This window comes from Pseudomonas sp. RL_5y_Pfl2_69 (genome assembly GCF_963970465.1).
Taxonomy (GTDB): Bacteria; Pseudomonadota; Gammaproteobacteria; order Pseudomonadales; family Pseudomonadaceae; genus Aquipseudomonas.
Genome location: NZ_CAXAOU010000006.1, coordinates 131,121 through 146,750, shown reverse-complemented (window position 1 = coordinate 146,750; position 15,630 = coordinate 131,121). Strand labels below are relative to the sequence as shown.

At 57.1% G+C, this 15,630-nt stretch carries 14 protein-coding genes and 1 pseudogene; 6 read left to right on the top strand and 9 right to left on the bottom strand.

Annotated elements, in window-relative coordinates; genetic code table 11:
* Positions 1-37 precede the first annotated feature (37 nt).
* From AACY07_RS12475 to AACY07_RS12455, 5 genes are all read right to left on the bottom strand, one after another.
* Complete coding sequence (locus tag AACY07_RS12475) at positions 38-1,132, bottom strand: polyamine ABC transporter substrate-binding protein (protein WP_219261988.1); 1,095 nt, start codon at positions 1,130-1,132, stop codon at positions 38-40.
* Positions 1,133-1,399: 267 nt separating this feature from the next.
* Positions 1,400-2,512: a polyamine ABC transporter substrate-binding protein gene (locus AACY07_RS12470; RefSeq protein WP_019828588.1), complete on the bottom strand. Its 1,113-nt coding sequence runs from the start codon at positions 2,510-2,512 to the stop codon at positions 1,400-1,402.
* Positions 2,513-2,696: 184 nt separating this feature from the next.
* On the bottom strand, positions 2,697-4,061 hold the full coding sequence (locus AACY07_RS12465) for an aspartate aminotransferase family protein (RefSeq protein WP_133074977.1): 1,365 nt from the start codon (positions 4,059-4,061) through the stop codon (positions 2,697-2,699).
* 61 nt (positions 4,062-4,122) lie between these two features.
* A complete protein-coding gene (locus AACY07_RS12460) occupies positions 4,123-5,481 on the bottom strand; it encodes a glutamine synthetase family protein (RefSeq protein WP_133074976.1) in 1,359 nt (452 codons plus the stop codon).
* Between the two features lie 36 nt (positions 5,482-5,517).
* Entirely contained in the window at positions 5,518-6,294 is a 777-nt protein-coding gene (locus tag AACY07_RS12455) for a gamma-glutamyl-gamma-aminobutyrate hydrolase family protein (protein WP_133074975.1), read from the bottom strand.
* A 278-nt stretch (positions 6,295-6,572) separates the two neighbouring features.
* Here AACY07_RS12455 and AACY07_RS12450 point away from each other — a divergent pair, with 278 nt between their 5' ends.
* The 5 genes and pseudogenes from AACY07_RS12450 to AACY07_RS12430 all read left to right on the top strand — a co-directional run.
* Entirely contained in the window at positions 6,573-7,949 is a 1,377-nt protein-coding gene (locus tag AACY07_RS12450) for a glutamine synthetase family protein (protein WP_019828592.1), read from the top strand.
* Positions 7,950-8,137: 188 nt separating this feature from the next.
* Positions 8,138-8,881 (top strand): carbonic anhydrase, encoded by a 744-nt coding sequence (locus tag AACY07_RS12445; protein ID WP_339475011.1) that lies wholly within the window; start codon positions 8,138-8,140, stop codon positions 8,879-8,881.
* A gap of 67 nt (positions 8,882-8,948) precedes the next feature.
* Positions 8,949-9,593, top strand: coding sequence for a TetR/AcrR family transcriptional regulator (locus AACY07_RS12440; protein WP_339475010.1), 645 nt, complete (start codon positions 8,949-8,951; stop codon positions 9,591-9,593).
* A gap of 128 nt (positions 9,594-9,721) precedes the next feature.
* On the top strand, positions 9,722-9,847 hold the full coding sequence (locus tag AACY07_RS12435; protein WP_445261377.1) for a hypothetical protein: 126 nt from the start codon (positions 9,722-9,724) through the stop codon (positions 9,845-9,847).
* Positions 9,848-9,993: 146 nt separating this feature from the next.
* Positions 9,994-10,101 (top strand): annotated as a pseudogene (locus tag AACY07_RS12430) (TetR/AcrR family transcriptional regulator); the annotation flags it as partial.
* Between the two features lie 137 nt (positions 10,102-10,238).
* Here AACY07_RS12430 and tauD read toward each other — a convergent pair.
* The 4 genes from tauD to tauA are packed head-to-tail and all read right to left on the bottom strand — an operon-like array spanning position 10,239 to position 13,760.
* Positions 10,239-11,072, bottom strand: a complete 834-nt coding sequence (gene tauD, locus AACY07_RS12425; RefSeq protein ID WP_133074972.1) for a taurine dioxygenase — start codon at positions 11,070-11,072, stop codon at positions 10,239-10,241.
* Between the two features lie 50 nt (positions 11,073-11,122).
* Positions 11,123-11,959, bottom strand: a complete 837-nt coding sequence (gene tauC / locus AACY07_RS12420; protein WP_019828595.1) for a taurine ABC transporter permease TauC — start codon at positions 11,957-11,959, stop codon at positions 11,123-11,125.
* Positions 11,956-12,750 carry a taurine ABC transporter ATP-binding subunit gene (gene tauB, locus AACY07_RS12415; protein WP_133074971.1) on the bottom strand — a complete coding sequence of 265 codons (795 nt, stop codon included), beginning with the start codon at positions 12,748-12,750 and terminating at the stop codon, positions 11,956-11,958. Before tauB ends, tauC begins: the two co-directional genes overlap by 4 nt.
* Positions 12,751-12,776: 26 nt before the next feature.
* Positions 12,777-13,760 carry a taurine ABC transporter substrate-binding protein gene (tauA, locus tag AACY07_RS12410; protein ID WP_019828597.1) on the bottom strand — a complete coding sequence of 328 codons (984 nt, stop codon included), beginning with the start codon at positions 13,758-13,760 and terminating at the stop codon, positions 12,777-12,779.
* 499 nt (positions 13,761-14,259) lie between these two features.
* Between tauA and AACY07_RS12405 the strand changes: the two genes are divergently transcribed.
* Positions 14,260-15,618, top strand: a complete 1,359-nt coding sequence (locus AACY07_RS12405; protein WP_339475007.1) for an OprD family porin — start codon at positions 14,260-14,262, stop codon at positions 15,616-15,618.
* Positions 15,619-15,630 lie beyond the last annotated feature (12 nt).

Here is a 15,630-nt window from a genome sequence, read left to right as displayed (position 1 = left end):
CTAGATGATCGGGCCTTGGATAGGTGGTCTTGCGAGATTACTTGCCCGTCTTGACCTTGGTCCACGTACGCGTCATCAGACGCTGTATTTTCGCGGGCAGCTCGATTGATACGTAAGTCTTGTCCAGCACCGCCTGGGTCGGGTAAACCGCTTCATCGGTACGAATGGACTCATCCATCACTTTGTCGGCCGCAGGGTTTGGGTTGGCGTAACCGACATAGTCGCTGACCTGAGCAATCACTTCAGGCTTGAGCAAGTAGTTGATGAACGTGTGGGCCTCCTTGACGTTGCCGGAGTCCTTGGGAATGGCCAGCATGTCAAACCACAGGGCGCCGCCTTCCTTGGGCACGATATAGGCGATGTTCACGCCTTTCTTGGCATCCTCGGCACGGGCCTTGGCCTGGAATACATCACCGGAAAAACCGATCGCAACACAGATGTTGCCGTTGGCCAGGTCGGAAATGTATTTGGAAGAGTGGAAGTAGGTGACGTATGGACGCACCGACATCAGTGTTTCTTCAGCTTTCTTGTAGTCCTTGGGGTTGGTGCTGTTGGCATCCAGGCCCAGGTAGTTGAGTACGGTAGGCAGCATTTCATCCGCCGAATCCAGGAAAGCCACGCCGCACTTGGAGAGCTTTTCCATGTTCTCGGGTTTAAACACCACATCCCAGGAGTCGATGCTGTCGACGCCCAGTACTTCTTTTACTTTGTCGACGTTGTAACCAATGCCATTGGTGCCCCACAGATACGGCACGGCATAGTGGTTACCCGGATCATTGGCCTGAAGACGCTTGAGCAAGGCCGGGTCGAGATTGGAATAGTTCGGCAGTTGCGACAGGTCGAGCTTCTGGAACGCACCCGCCTTGATCTGCTTGCCCAGGAAGTGGTTAGACGGAACGACCACGTCATAACCGGTCCGCCCGGCCAGCAGTTTGCCTTCCAGGGTTTCGTTGGAATCGAAGACGTCATACACGGGCTTGATGCCGGTAGCGGCCTCAAAATCAGCCAGCGTGTTCGGCGCGATGTAGTCCGACCAGTTGTAAATATGCACCGTAGGTGCCGCTTGCACGCTGACGGCGAGCGTCAAACCGGCCCCGACCAACAAGGTCTTGCGAAACAAAGATATAGACACGTGATGGTCCTCTAAATAGGTGGGCCTGAGTTGCCCGCGTCACACGGCAGTCGAACCGCCAAAGACAAAACCGGCGCGCAACTTACCCTCGATAAACCGACACAGCAAAGTTTTCCGCGATTAATTACCGTAAAGCCCTGATTTGTATCCGTTTATCCAAGATTCTGTAGCCGCTGCTTCAGGCTGCGAGGGGATCGCGGGGCCTTTGGGACAACGGGTTGCTACGCAACCCTTCGCAGCCTTCGGCAGCGACTACACAGCGCTTGGTTATTTACCGGACTTGATCTTGGTCCAGCTGCGCGTCAGCAAACGCAACGTTGTAGGCGGCAGATCGCTGATGGCGTACAGCTTGGCTTTCACTTCATCGGACGGATAAATGCTCGGGTCGCCAGAGATGTCTTTATTCACCAGCGGCGTTGCAGCCTTGTTACCGTTCGGGAAGCGCACGCTGTTGGTGATCTCGGCCATGATTTCTGGCTGCATCAGGAAGTTCATCCAGGCGTAAGCGGCGTCAACGTTTTCGGCATCCTTGGGAATGGCGACCATGTCGTAGAAGCTGCCAGCACCTTCTTTAGGAATCACGTACTTGAGCTTGACCTTGTCACCGGCTTCTTTGGCGCGGGAGATGGACTGCTCCAGGTCACCCGAGTAACCCACTGCGACGCAGATGTTGCCGTTGGCAAGGTCGGAGATGTACTTGGAGGAGTGGAAGTAGCCAACCGAAGGACGAATTTTCAAGAACAGCGCTTCGGCTTCAGCCAGTTGCTTCTTGTCTTGGGAATCGGTCGGGTAGCCCAGGTAGTGCAGGGCGGCCGGGATCATTTCGGTCGGCGAATCGAGGAAGCTTATGCCGCAGCTCTTGAGCTTGGCAGCGTTCTCTGGCTTGAACAGCACGTCCCAGGAATCGATGGTGTCGACGCCCAGGGCAGCCTTGACCTTCTCAGGGTTGTAGCCAATACCGATGGTGCCCCACATGTAGGGGAACGCATGTTTGTTGTCTTTGTCGCTGGCATCGCCAACGGCCTTGAGCAACGCAGGATCGAGGTTTTTCCAGTCAGGGAGCTTGGAACGGTCCAGCTCCTGGTAAACCCCGGCCTTGATCTGCTTGGCCAGGAAATTGTTGGACGGCACGACGATGTCGTAGCCGGACTTGCCCGCCAGCAGCTTGGCCTCAAGGGTCTCGTTGCTGTCGAACACGTCGTAGACCACCTTGATACCGGTTTGGTCTTCGAATTTTTTAACGGTGTCGGGTGCGATGTAATCGGACCAGTTGTAAATGTGCAGAACCTTGTCCGCAGCTTGAGCTGCCCCAGCCATCACGCCCATCAAGGAGAGAGCGAGAAGTGTCTTGCCAGCTTTTTTAAATCCGGATGCCGTCATCTGTAATGCTCCAATTGTTCTTTTAAACCACCGATTCAGCGACCTGATCTCAAGGTGACTAAAGCCGGAGGCTAGTCTGGCAAGATCTGGGGCAGGCTTTCAAGGAAAGAGCCTTGATTCTTAAGGCTCTGAGCGCAATTGCCTACTTTAAAACCTAAGTTGTCTTGCGCCCAAAGCCTAGCAGTTAACCTTGCAATGTTTCCAAGGTCAGATCCAGGCACTTACGCGCCTTGGTCACCAGCTCGTCGATCTCGTCTTTACTGATCACCAGAGGCGGCGAGATGATCATGGTGTCGCCTACGGCACGCATGATCAGACCGTTAGCGAAGCAGAATTGGCGGCAGATCATGCCAACACCACGGCCTTCGTAACGTTTGCGGGTGGCTTTGTCCTGCACCAGTTCAATGGCACCCAACAGGCCTACACCACGCACTTCGCCCACCAACGGGTGATCGTTCAGTTCACGTAAACGCTTTTGCAAATACGGTGCCGTTTCAGCGTGGACCTTCTCGATAATTTTTTCTTCGCGCAGGATGCGGATGTTTTCCAGTGCCACTGCCGCTGCCACCGGATGACCCGAGTAGGTGAAGCCGTGGTTGAAATCGCCACCTTCGTTGAGCACGGCAACCACCTCGTCGCGCACGATCAGGCCGCCCATCGGGATGTAGCCCGAGGTCAGGCCTTTGGCGATGGTCATCATGTCCGGCTTGAGGTCGTAGAAATCGCTGCCGAACCACTCGCCGGTGCGACCAAAACCACAAATCACTTCATCGGCAACAAAGAGAATGTCGTACTTGGCCAGGATTTCCTTGATGCGTGGCCAGTAAGTGGCGGGCGGCACAATCACGCCGCCTGCGCCCTGGATCGGCTCGGCAATGAAGGCACCGACATTATCGACGCCCAGTTCGAGGATTTTTTCTTCAAGCTGATTGGCAGCCCAGATGCCGAACTCTTCCGGGGACATGTCGCCACCTTCACCGAACCAGTACGGCTGCGGGATGTGGGTAATGCCCGGGATCGGCAAGTCACCCTGTTCGTGCATGTAGGTCATGCCGCCCAGGCTGGCGCCGGCCACGGTGGAACCGTGGTAGCCGTTTTTGCGGCTGATGATGGTTTTCTTGTTGGGCTGGCCTTTGATCGCCCAGTAGTGGCGAACCATACGCAACATGGTGTCGTTGCCTTCAGAGCCTGAGCCGGTGAAGAACACGTGATTCATGCCTTCAGGCGCGATCTCGGCGATGGCTTTGGACAGCTCGAGCACCGGCGGGTGCGCGGTCATGAAAAACAGGTTGTAGTACGGCAGCTCGCGCATTTGCTTGCTGGCAGCTTCGGCCAGCTCGTCACGGCCATAACCGATGGCAACACACCACAGGCCGGCCATGCCGTCGAGAATCTTGTGGCCTTCGCTGTCCCACAGATACACGCCCTTGGCGTGCGTGATGATACGTGGGCCCACTTCCTTCAACTGTTTGAAGTCGCTGAATGGTGCCAGGTGGTGGTCGTTACTCAGTTGTTGCCATTGAAGGGTTTGCGGGTTCTTGTTAGTCATACAGCTCTCCTTTTATTCAGTAGAGGAGGGGCGCGCCTCCAAGGCGCAGCCCCTCGGCGTGTCAGACGGCGAACAGCAGGAATTCCCGCTCCCACGAACTGATGACGCGCTTGAAGTTTTCATGCTCGGCACGTTTGACGGCCACGTAGCCTGCAATGAACTTGGTGCCCAGGTACTTCTCGACAGTCTTGCTGCTTTCCATGCGGGCCAATGCCTCTTCGAGGGTCAGAGGCAGACGCAAATTACGACGCTCATAACCACGCCCGACCACTGGCGCACTCGGATTGATGCCCTCGACCATACCGATGTAGCCACACAGCAAGCTGGCCGCAATGGCCAGGTACGGGTTGGCGTCGGCGCCCGGCAAACGGTTTTCAACCCGGCGGTTTTGCGGGCCTGCATCCGGCACACGCAAGCCCACGGTGCGGTTCTCTTCGCCCCATTCCACGTTTACCGGTGCCGAGGTGTCCGGCAGGAAGCGGCGGAAGGAGTTCACGTTCGGCGCGAACAGGGGCAGCAGTTCTGGAATGAACTTCTGCAACCCGCCGATGTGATTGAGGAACAACTGGCTCATGGTCCCGTCTTCATTGGAGAAGATGTTCTTGCCCGTGTTGATGTCGATAATGCTCTGGTGCAAATGCATGGCGCTGCCAGGCTCACCGGTCATGGGCTTGGCCATGAACGTGGCGGCTACGTCGTGCTTGAGTGCGGCTTCGCGCATCGTGCGCTTGAACACCAGGATCTGGTCGGCCAACGACAGTGCGTCGCCATGACGGAAGTTGATTTCCATCTGCGCCGTGCCGTCTTCATGGATCAGCGTGTCCAGATCCAGCTCTTGCAGCTCGCACCAGTCGTAAACGTCTTCGAACAGCGGATCGAATTCGTTGGCCGCTTCAATGGAGAAGGACTGACGACCGGTTTCAGGGCGACCGGAGCGACCGACCGGCGGCTGCAACGGGTAATCCGGGTCGTCGCTGCGCTTGGTCAGGTAAAACTCCATTTCTGGCGCCACAATCGGCTGCCAGCCGTGGTCGGCATAGAGTTTGAGCACTTTTTTAAGCACGTTGCGCGGCGACAACTCAATCGGGTTGCCCTGCTTGTCGTAGGTGTCGTGAATCACCTGAGCGGTCGGCTCAATCGCCCACGGCACCACAAAGACTGCGTTCTGGTCAGGGCGGCAGATCATGTCGATATCGGCCGGATCCAGAAGCTCGTAATAGATGTCGTCTTCGACATAGTCGCCCGTTACGGTTTGCAGCAGGACGCTTTCGGGCAGGCGCATGCCTTTTTCAGCAATGAACTTGTTGGTCGGCGAAATCTTCCCGCGAGTAATCCCGGTGAGGTCGGCGATCATGCATTCGACTTCTGTGATCTTGTGGTCTTTCAACCAATCGGTGAGCTGGTCGAGGTTGTTACTCATAAATGCCTCTGGGCTGAGTGTCCTGACTTGAATAAGTCAGGCGTTTACTGACGCATCCGCGTCGCGTTGTGTTGCGCGCCTTCTGCAGGCATCTCCAAATGCCTGGAAGAGGGCGAGATAAATCGGGTTAGAGCTTACCTGCCATTCGGGGTGCCACTGAACCGCTAAAGCAAAAGCCTTGCCGCCCTCCACCGACACCGCCTCAACCAGACCGTCCGGGGCAATCGCTTCAACCCGCAGGCCCGGCGCTACCCGCTCGATACCCTGGGTATGAATCGAATTGACCTCGAACTCCGCAGGCAAGCCCAGGCCTGCCAGGACGCCGCCGGGTTGAACGTGCATGGCGTGGCTCGGCGCGTATTGCACTTCAACCGGGGCGCTGGGATCTTCGCGATGCTCAATAAAGCCTTCGACTTCGTGCAATTTCTGGTGAAGTGAGCCACCCAGAGCTACATTCAATTCCTGAAAGCCGCGGCAAATACCGAGCACCGGAACACCAGCCGCCAACGCAGCACGAATCAAGGGGAGGGTAGTCAGATCACGTTCAGGATCATGCAACGTGCCTGGCACACTGGCGGTACCGCCATAGAGATGGGGTTCAATATTGGAGGGCGATCCGGTAAAGAGAATGCCGTCCAGACCGTCAAGAATATCGGTCGGATCAATCAGTTGCGCCAATGACGGAATGATCAGAGGCAAGCCTTTGGCAGCCACTGCAACTGCTCGCACGTACTTATCGCCAGTGATGTGATAAGGATGCAAACCGATCTGCTTGGTGCAGGCGGTAACGCCGATTAACGGCAGGCGTGACATGTAACACCCCGGTATTATTGCTGTTATGGGTTTGAATCGAGCTTAGCCTTGTTCATTTTTTTACACAACACCCCCGTAAAAAATACAACACGGTCCGCTCAAGCCCGCGGTCGGCAAGAATTGAAACAGGCCAAACACGCCCCAAAAAGCGTCAAAAATGGCCTTTCGGCGCTTTTTAAGGGCAAAAAAGAGGCTGCTTGACTTCGGTATGCCGTTCGGGTTGACTGAAACCCGTAGCGCTCAATGATTGATATTTTTAACAACAAAGGTGTTGCATCATGTCGGTACCCCCGCGTGCCGTTCAGCTTAACGAAGCGAACGCGTTCCTTAAGGATCATCCTGAGGTTCTGTACGTAGACCTTCTCATTGCGGATATGAATGGTGTGGTGCGCGGTAAGCGCATCGAACGCACCAGCCTGCACAAGGTTTACGAGAAAGGCATCAACCTGCCGGCCTCTCTATTTGCCCTTGATATCAATGGCTCAACGGTGGAAAGCACCGGCCTGGGTCTGGATATCGGTGACGCAGACAGAATCTGTTATCCCATCCCCGACACCCTGTGCAACGAGCCTTGGCAAAAGCGCCCAACCGCGCAACTGCTGATGACCATGCACGAGCTTGAAGGCGAACCTTTCTTCGCCGACCCACGGGAAGTGCTCCGTCAAGTTGTTACCAAATTTGACGAAATGGGCCTGACCATCTGCGCAGCTTTCGAGCTGGAGTTCTACCTGATTGACCAGGAGAACGTTAACGGTCGCCCACAGCCTCCACGTTCGCCGATCTCCGGCAAACGTCCGCACTCGACTCAGGTTTACCTGATCGACGACCTCGATGAATACGTCGACTGCCTCCAGGACATTCTGGAAGGTGCCAAAGAGCAAGGCATCCCGGCTGACGCCATCGTTAAAGAAAGTGCCCCGGCGCAATTCGAAGTGAACCTGCACCACGTTGCCGACCCGATCAAGGCCTGCGACTACGCGGTACTGCTCAAACGTCTGATCAAAAACATCGCCTACGACCATGAGATGGACACCACCTTCATGGCCAAGCCTTACCCGGGCCAGGCAGGCAACGGACTACACGTTCACATATCGATTCTGGACAAAGAGGGCAAAAATATTTTTGCCAGCGAGGATCCCGAGCAGAACGCCGCATTGCGTCACGCGATCGGCGGTGTGCTGGAGACCCTGCCAGCGCAGATGGCCTTCCTTTGCCCGAACGTCAACTCCTACCGTCGTTTCGGCGCACAGTTCTACGTGCCGAACTCGCCGTGCTGGGGCCTGGACAACCGTACCGTGGCCATTCGCGTACCCACCGGCTCGTCCGACTCGGTCCGTATCGAACACCGGGTTGCCGGTGCCGATGCCAACCCGTACCTGTTGATGGCCTCTGTGCTGGCCGGTGTTCACCACGGTCTGACCAACAAGATCGAACCGGGTGCGCCAGTCGAAGGCAACAGCTACGAGCAGAACGAGCAAAGCCTGCCAAACAACCTGCGCGATGCGTTGCGCGAGCTGGATGACAGCGAAGTCATGGCCAAATACATCGATCCGAAATACATCGATATTTTTGTCGCCTGTAAAGAGAGCGAGCTGGAAGAGTTTGAACACTCCATCTCCGACCTCGAATACAACTGGTACTTGCATACCGTGTAAGCGATTGCAGTCCACAAAAAACGCCGCAGGCCTCACGGCCTGCGGCGTTTTTTTATGGGCATCGACCACCCATCAAATCGTATTTTCCTACCCGCTCCTCCAGAAACCCCCTACATAAACACCGCACAGATTGTTTCAAAATGTTTTCCCGGCTGTCCTTACCAGCCACCGTCCACGAAGACACATTCATGAAACTCCATTACCTGGGCATCGCCCTGTTTGCCATCGGCCTTGGCCCCGTAACCGCGGCCCCGACCAGCCACACCCACTGGAATTACCTGTCGCCCACAGGGCCTGACGAGTGGGGCGACCTGCACGACGAGCACGCCCTGTGCAGCGCTGGCACCCAGCAATCACCGATCAATATCAAGGCCAACACCTCCGCAGCTCTGCCTGCCCTGGCCATACACTACCCGGCTGGCCCGGCCGTGGTGAAACATAATGGTCATAGCCTGGAAGTCACCACTGAATCAAAAGGCGATGTGACCTTGGCGTCAGGCACCCATGACTTCGTGCAAATGCACTTCCATACCCCCGCTGAAATGCAAATCGATGGTCGAAAGTACCCATTTAGCGCTCATTTGGTACACCGTGATGCCGTTGGCAACCTGGCAGTCATTGCCCTGTTGTTTGACGTCGGAGCAAAGAACAAAGCCTTGGACTCCCTGTTTTCAAGCCTGCCGCGTCGTGAGGGTGACTCAGTGACCTTGAACAACCTGGATCTGCAGAGCCTGTTTCCTGAAAAGCTGGATTACTTCACGTTCATGGGATCGCTGACGACTCCACCCTGTACCGAAGGCGTTCGCTGGCAGGTGTTGAAGGTGCCGGGCACGGTCTCCCAACAACAACTCAATGCCTTCAAGCAGTTGTTCCCGATGAATGCGCGCCCAATCCAGCCGACTAACGATCGCATGGTGAAGTTCGCGGGCTAACGCTGCGGGTTTACAGACAACCTCGGACCCGGCTCGTACAATGCCGACTGCCCCGCAGGAGACACCCATGACGCGCCTTGCCACCCCTCGAAAGTCACGCGCCCGCAGCCAGGTCCGGATCGATTTGATACTCAATGCTGCCCGCACATTGCTGGCAGAAGAAGGGGTGTCCAGCCTGTCGATTTACAGCGTGGCCGAACGCGCGCAAATCCCGCCGTCATCGGTCTATCACTTCTTTGCGGGAGTGCCCGCGCTCCTCGAAGCGCTGACCGGTGACGTGCATGGCGCATTCCGCGCCTGCCTGCAGGTGCCGATCGAACATGACGGCTTAAAGGGTTGGGGAGATTTGTCGCGCATTATTGAGCAGCGCATGCTGACGATCTACAGCGAGGATGCTGCCGCCCGGCAACTGATCCTGGCCCAGCATGGCCTCACCGAAGTCACCCGGGCCGACCGCCAGCACGACCTTGAACTGGGCCAACTGATGCATGGCTTGTTTATGCGTCATTTTGAGCTGCCAGTACTGCCACAGGACGTGGACGTATTTGCCTTGGCGATGGAACTGGGCGACCGCGTGTATGCGCGCTCCATCCAGTTGCACGACTGCATCACCCCGCGCATGGCCGAAGAAGGGATGCGCGTGGTAGATGCTTATCTGGGACTGTACTTGCCGACTTTTTTGCCCAAACGTGAAAGCCCGTCAAACACCTGACCGTAAGCCTGCATCTACTCTTGTGAGATTGCCTTTGTGGGAGCGGGCTTGCTCGCGATTGCATCGACTCGGCTCATCGAGAGACCGCACCGCCTGAATCGCGAGCAAGCCCGCTCCCACAGAAGTGGATGAGCGGCTCAGAACGGCGCATCACCCCGCGCATGGCCGAAGAAGGGATGCGCGTGGTGGATGCTTATCCGGGACTGTACTTGCCGACTTTTTTGCCCAAACGCGAAAGCCCGTCAAACACCTGACCGTTTGCCTGCATCAACTCTTGTGAGATTGCCTTTGTGGGAGCGGGCTTGCTCGCGATTGCATCGACTCGGTTCATCGAGAGACCGCACTGCCTGAATCGCGAGCAAGCCCGCTCCCACAGAAGTGGATGAGCGGCTCAGAACGGCGCATCACCCCGCGCATGGCCGATGAAGGGATGCGCGTGGTGGATGCTTATCTGGGACTGTACTTGCCGACTTTTTTGCCCAAGCGTGAAAGCCCGTCAAACACCTGACCGTAAGCCTGCATCCACTCTTGTGAGATTGCCTTTGTGGGAGCGGGCTTGCTCGCGATTGCATCGACTCGGTTCATCGAGAGACCGCACCGCCTGAATCGCGAGCAAGCCCGCTCCCACAGAAGTGGATGAGCGGCTCAGAACGGCGCATCACCCAAAATGGTCGCACGATGCATCACGCGGCGGTTAGGGCGGTAGTCATCCACGGCGTAATGCTGGGTCACGCGGTTGTCCCAAAATGCCACGTCGTTTTCCTGCCAGCGCCAGCGAATGGTGTATTCCGGGCGGGTGGCATGGGCGAACAGCAGCTTCAGGATCGCTTCGCTTTCGGCTTCGGACAGCTCATTGATCCGCGTGGTAAAGCCTTCGTTGACGAACAGCGATTTGCGCCCGCTCACCGGGTGCGTACGGATCACCGGGTGCGACAACGGCGGATTGTTCTTGCGGGTTTGCTCCCAGCGCGCCAGGTCTTCAGGGGTCGATCCAAAACGCTCCAGCGGGAACGACTTGGTGAAGTCATGGGTGGCCGTCAACCCCTCCAGCAGCACTTGCAGCGGCCCGGACAACCCTTCAAAAGCCGCGATCCCGGCCGCCCACAATGTATCGCCACCAAACGCCGGCAGTTGCTTGGCACTCAACACCGCGCCCATGGCCGGCGTCGGCAAAAAAGTCACGTCGGTGTGCCACACCGCATTGTCGCGCACGTCGGTCACGGCCGTGTCCAGCACCAGCACTTCAGGCTGCTCCGGCACGTTGGGATAAATCGGATGAATATGCAGATCGCCGAAGTTGGCGGCAAAACGTGCCTGCTGCTGGGGCGTAATCGACTGATTCCTGAAGAACACCACATGATGCGCCAACAACGCTTGCTCGATGGCATCACGGTACTCAAGACTCAGGGGCTGAGTCAGGTCAACGCCGTCAATCTGGGCGCCAAGGGCAGAGCTAATCGGGGTAATGGTCAGGCTCATGATCTGTCTCTTTATCAGCGCGCCGATTAATCAGCGTCGAGTTCTGTTAATTAGTGAGCCTGGCCGTGCCACGGCACCAGCTTGCGTTGCAGGGCCCGCAGGCCCATTTCCATGGCAAAGGCGATGATGGCGATCACCAGAATCCCCAGCACCACCACATCGGTGACCAGAAATTGCGCAGCGGATTGCACCATGAAGCCCAGGCCACTGGTGGCGGCGATCAGCTCGGCGGCCACCAGGGTCGACCAGCCCACGCCCAGACCAATGCGTACTCCGGTCAAAATATCCGGCAAGGCACTTGGCAAAATCACATGGCGAATCAGCTGCCAGCGCGTGGCACCCAACGACTGCGCCGCGCGCACTTTGGCCGGGTCGACCGTGCGCACGCCCGTGGCGGTAGCAATGGCGATAGGGGCAAAGATCGCCAGGTAAATCAGCAACACTTTCGACAACTCGCCAATCCCGCACCAGATCACGATCAGCGGCAAATAGGCCAAAGGCGGTATCGGGCGGTAGAACTCGATCAACGGGTCGAAAATCCCCCGAGCAATCCGGTTGTGACCAATGGCGATACCCACCGGCACTGCCGTCAGAATCGCAAAGCCCAGCCCCAGCCCGATACGGCTCAAACTCGCGCCCAGGTGTTGCCACAGGGTGGAATCCATATAGCCAGCGGTCGCGAGCAACCAGCCTTTTTGCAGCACGGCAGAGGGCGGTGGCAAAAACAGCGGCTCGATCCACCCGCCCGCAGTGACAGCCCACCAGACGGCGATCAGAGTGACGAGGGTCAGGACGCTGATCCAGCGCGTGCTCAGGCTGCGTTTAACCGGGCGCGGTGCGTGGGGCACGGCAACGGGGGCGCCAGTAACGGCTTCATAACTGCTCATGCGCGCTCCTGCCGCTGGGCGGCACCGCGTTGTGAAAACACGCGCTCAAGCACATGTTCACGGGTTTCGATAAAACGAGGGTCGGACTTGATCGAGCGGGCAGACTCGCCCGCGTTGTAGCGCTGGCCAAAATCCAGGGTCAACCGTTCAACAATACGACCCGGGTTGGGCGCCAGCAAAATCAGATCCGTGGCCAGAAACACCGCTTCTTCAATGTCGTGGGTAATCAGGAAAACGGGCTTGTCGGTGCGACGGCACACTTGCAGCAGCAGCTCCTGCATTTGCTCACGGGTAAAGGCATCGAGGGCGCCGAACGGTTCGTCCATCAGCAACACACGGGGGTCGGCAGCCAGCGCTCGGGCCAGGCCCACACGCTGTTTTTGCCCGCCCGACAGTTCCCACACCCGGCGCTTCTCAAAACCGGACAAATCCACCAGCGCAAGCATTTCACGGGCGCGGGCTTCGCGTTTGCTGCGCGGGACGCCGGCCAGTTCAAGGCCAAAGGCCACGTTCGCCAGCACGTCTTGCCACGGCAGCAATACATCGTCCTGAAACACGACGCCGCGCTCTGCGCTGGGGCCATGTACCGGCACGCCATCCAGGGTGATTCGACCACTGCTGGGCTCGACAAAGCCTGCAATCAAATTCAGCAACGAGGTTTTACCGCTGCCCGAAGGGCCGAGGGCGACCAGCAGTTGCTGAGGGCCGAGGCTGACGGAGATGTCCGACAGCACCGGCTCAGCGGCGCCAGGATACTGTGCGCTGATGCGCTCCAGCGATAACAAGGCCATGACCGTCGACTCCTCAGCTGCGTTGATTATTGAGTAACAAAAGTAGCGTTGACCGACGGCGCGTAGTCCGGCAGTACGGCGTCGACTTTTTTCTGCTCTTTCAAGAAGGCAGCGGTGTCGGCCAGGGCTTTGGTGGTCGGTGCGCCCAGCAAGACAACCTGGTCAGCCGCCAGCGGGTACACGTTGCCTTGCAGCAACAGAGGGATATCCGTTGCCTTGGCGCCCGACAGTTTCACCACCTTGTCGATGTTGCTCTGATTGGCCAGCCAGGCTTTTGGATCCTTGTGGTAGTCGGCATAGGCATCCAGCGTCACCTTGGCGAACTGCTTGACCACTTCCGGGTGCTTGGCGGCGTAGTCCTTGCGCACGATCCAGGCATCAAAGGTCGGTGCGCCCAGCTTGCCCAGCTCACCCGAAGTAATCAGCACCTTGCCGTTTTCCTTGGCCGTACCCAGTGCCGGATCCCACACGTAGGTGGCATCGATATCGCCACGCTTCCAGGCCGCCACGATGGCCGGTGGCGCCAGGTTCAGAATCTGTACTTTCGAAGGGTCGATGTTCCAGTGCTTCAAAGCGGCCAGCAGGCTGTAATGACCGGTGGACACAAAGGGCACGGCCACTTTTTTGCCGACCAGATCCTGCGGACCGTTGATGCCGGAACCGTCGCGAGCGACCAGAGCTTCAGAGCCGCCCAGCTGGGTAGCGATCAGAAAGGTTTCAACCGGAACGTTGCGAGTCACTGCTGCCGTCAGCGGGCTTGAGCCCAGGTAAGCAATCTGCACATCCCCCGAGGCGATGGCGGCAATGATGTCGGCACCGTTATCAAACTTGCGCCAGTTGATCTTGGCCCCCGTGGCTTTCTCGTAGGCGCCATCGGCCTGGGCAACTTTTGCCGGGTCCACGGTGGTCTGGTAAGCCACGGTGACATCCGTGCTGGCAGCCTGCGCAAAGAAGCTGGCACCCGCCAGAGACAAAGCAGCCAAAAGGCGTAAGGGAGAATGCAATTTCATCAGGAAGCTCCTCGGCAGGCGGCCGGATATCGGCAGAATGCGAGGTTAAATGATCTAAGAAACTCTAAATAAATAACTTTTAAGCATTAGCTTATGTAGTTCCGCGACATCCGCAGGCAGGCTCGTGCCACAGATGCCAAGGCATTTTTCCCTGCCTGTGATCGAAGCCAGGGTTTAAGAACCAAACGCTATTAAAAGATTCATGAAATTATGTTTAGGAATTAGACGAAAGACCGATAGCATTCCTTTTCGTGCGCGTAGGAAATATCCTGCTTTATGCCTATTCGATCTTAAAAGATCATAAATAATTCTTTTTAGGTTTATTAAATAGCCATTAATCTGCGCACAAACGACGGGAGACTAGACAAAGGTCGTAGACATGATTGGTTACGATTGACTTGCCAGTCACCGTCTGGCGCTAATCGCGCATCTGCAGCACCCAGACCTCAGATCCGGGGCTAATGAAATACAAAAATTAGAAACGCAAAGGAGCAACACAATGAACAAGTCCACCTTGGCCATCGCTGTGGCCGTAGGGTTGTTGGCACAACAAGCAAGCGCTGCAGGCTTCATTGAAGACAGCAAAGCCACGCTGAAACTGCGTAACTTCTACATCAACAACGACAACCGTGATTCGGGTGCGCCGAAAAACTCCAACTACACCGCTGAATGGGGCCAAGGCTTCCAGCTGGACTACACCTCGGGTTTCACCCAGGGCACAGTCGGCTTTGGTGTGGACGCCATTGGCCTGCTGGGCGTCAAACTTGACTCCAGCGCAGCCAAACACGGCAACCCAACGGGTCTGAATGCTGGCGGCTCGGTATTCCCAAGCGACGGCAACCACGCTGTAGACGATTTCTCCAGCCTGGGCCTGACCGCTAAAGCCAAGATTTCCCAGACCGAACTGCGCATCGGTACCCTGCAGCCAAAACTGCCGGTTATCGTCAGCAACGACGGTCGTTTGCTTCCGCAAACCTTCCAGGGTGGCCAGATCACCTCCAGCGAGTTCAAGGACCTGACCTTCACCGGCGGCCAGATCGAACACGCCAAGGGTCGTAACTCCAGCAACAACGAAGGCCTGTCGCTTGGCGGCGCCAACGGCGGCTCGAACTACAGCACGGGCAAGTTCGTTAACAAGTTCTACTACGGCGGCGTTGACTACAAACTCAACAAAGACCTGTTGCTGCAGTACTACTACGGCAACCTGGAAGACTTCTACAAGCAACACTTCCTGGGTCTGACCCACAACTGGTCCATTGGCCCGGGCGTGTTGAAATCTGACCTGCGTTACTTCAACAGCTCCGACGACGGCAAGAACGGTAACGAGCCGGCCTACTACACCACAGGCGATTACCACACCCAGGCCAACGGCAAGGGCAAGGTCGACAACAACCTGATCAGCGGCCTGTTCCTGTACACCGTTGAAGGTCACACCTTCGGTGGCGGTTATCAGGTCAGCAACGGCAGCAGCGACTTCCCGTTCCTGAACCAGGGCGACGGCGCATCGGCTTACATCCCTACCGACATGCAGATCTCGAAATTTGCCCGTGCTGGCGAACGCACCTGGCAGGCACGCTACTCGTATGACTTCGCTAAAGTGGGCGTTCCTGGCCTGACGGCGGGCGCGGTTTACCTGCGTGGCGATAACATCGACACCTACAACGTCAACCGTGTACAGACCAGCAATGGCGCTTCCGAGTGGGAACGCGATATCACCGTGGCTTACGTTATCCAGGAAGGCACGCTGAAAAACCTGGGCTTCATGTGGAAAAACGCCATGTGGCGCAACGACATTGCCAACCAGCGTGATCAAGACGAAAACCGTCTGATCGTCAGCTACTCGATCCCGTTGCTGTAAGCCTGTTGTAGA

Coding starts and splice junctions, on each gene's coding strand:
- AACY07_RS12445 (WP_339475011.1), top strand. CDS start 8,138: ATGAAACTCCATTACCTGGGCATCGCCCTGTTTGCCATCGGCCTTGGC.
- AACY07_RS12465 (WP_133074977.1), bottom strand. CDS start 4,061: ATGACTAACAAGAACCCGCAAACCCTTCAATGGCAACAACTGAGTAAC.
- AACY07_RS12435 (WP_445261377.1), top strand. CDS start 9,722: ATGAGCGGCTCAGAACGGCGCATCACCCCGCGCATGGCCGAAGAAGGG.
- tauA (WP_019828597.1), bottom strand. CDS start 13,760: ATGAAATTGCATTCTCCCTTACGCCTTTTGGCTGCTTTGTCTCTGGCG.
- AACY07_RS12405 (WP_339475007.1), top strand. CDS start 14,260: ATGAACAAGTCCACCTTGGCCATCGCTGTGGCCGTAGGGTTGTTGGCA.
- AACY07_RS12455 (WP_133074975.1), bottom strand. CDS start 6,294: ATGTCACGCCTGCCGTTAATCGGCGTTACCGCCTGCACCAAGCAGATC.
- tauB (WP_133074971.1), bottom strand. CDS start 12,750: ATGGCCTTGTTATCGCTGGAGCGCATCAGCGCACAGTATCCTGGCGCC.
- tauD (WP_133074972.1), bottom strand. CDS start 11,072: ATGAGCCTGACCATTACCCCGATTAGCTCTGCCCTTGGCGCCCAGATT.
- AACY07_RS12450 (WP_019828592.1), top strand. CDS start 6,573: ATGTCGGTACCCCCGCGTGCCGTTCAGCTTAACGAAGCGAACGCGTTC.
- AACY07_RS12470 (WP_019828588.1), bottom strand. CDS start 2,512: ATGACGGCATCCGGATTTAAAAAAGCTGGCAAGACACTTCTCGCTCTC.
- AACY07_RS12440 (WP_339475010.1), top strand. CDS start 8,949: ATGACGCGCCTTGCCACCCCTCGAAAGTCACGCGCCCGCAGCCAGGTC.
- AACY07_RS12460 (WP_133074976.1), bottom strand. CDS start 5,481: ATGAGTAACAACCTCGACCAGCTCACCGATTGGTTGAAAGACCACAAG.
- tauC (WP_019828595.1), bottom strand. CDS start 11,959: ATGAGCAGTTATGAAGCCGTTACTGGCGCCCCCGTTGCCGTGCCCCAC.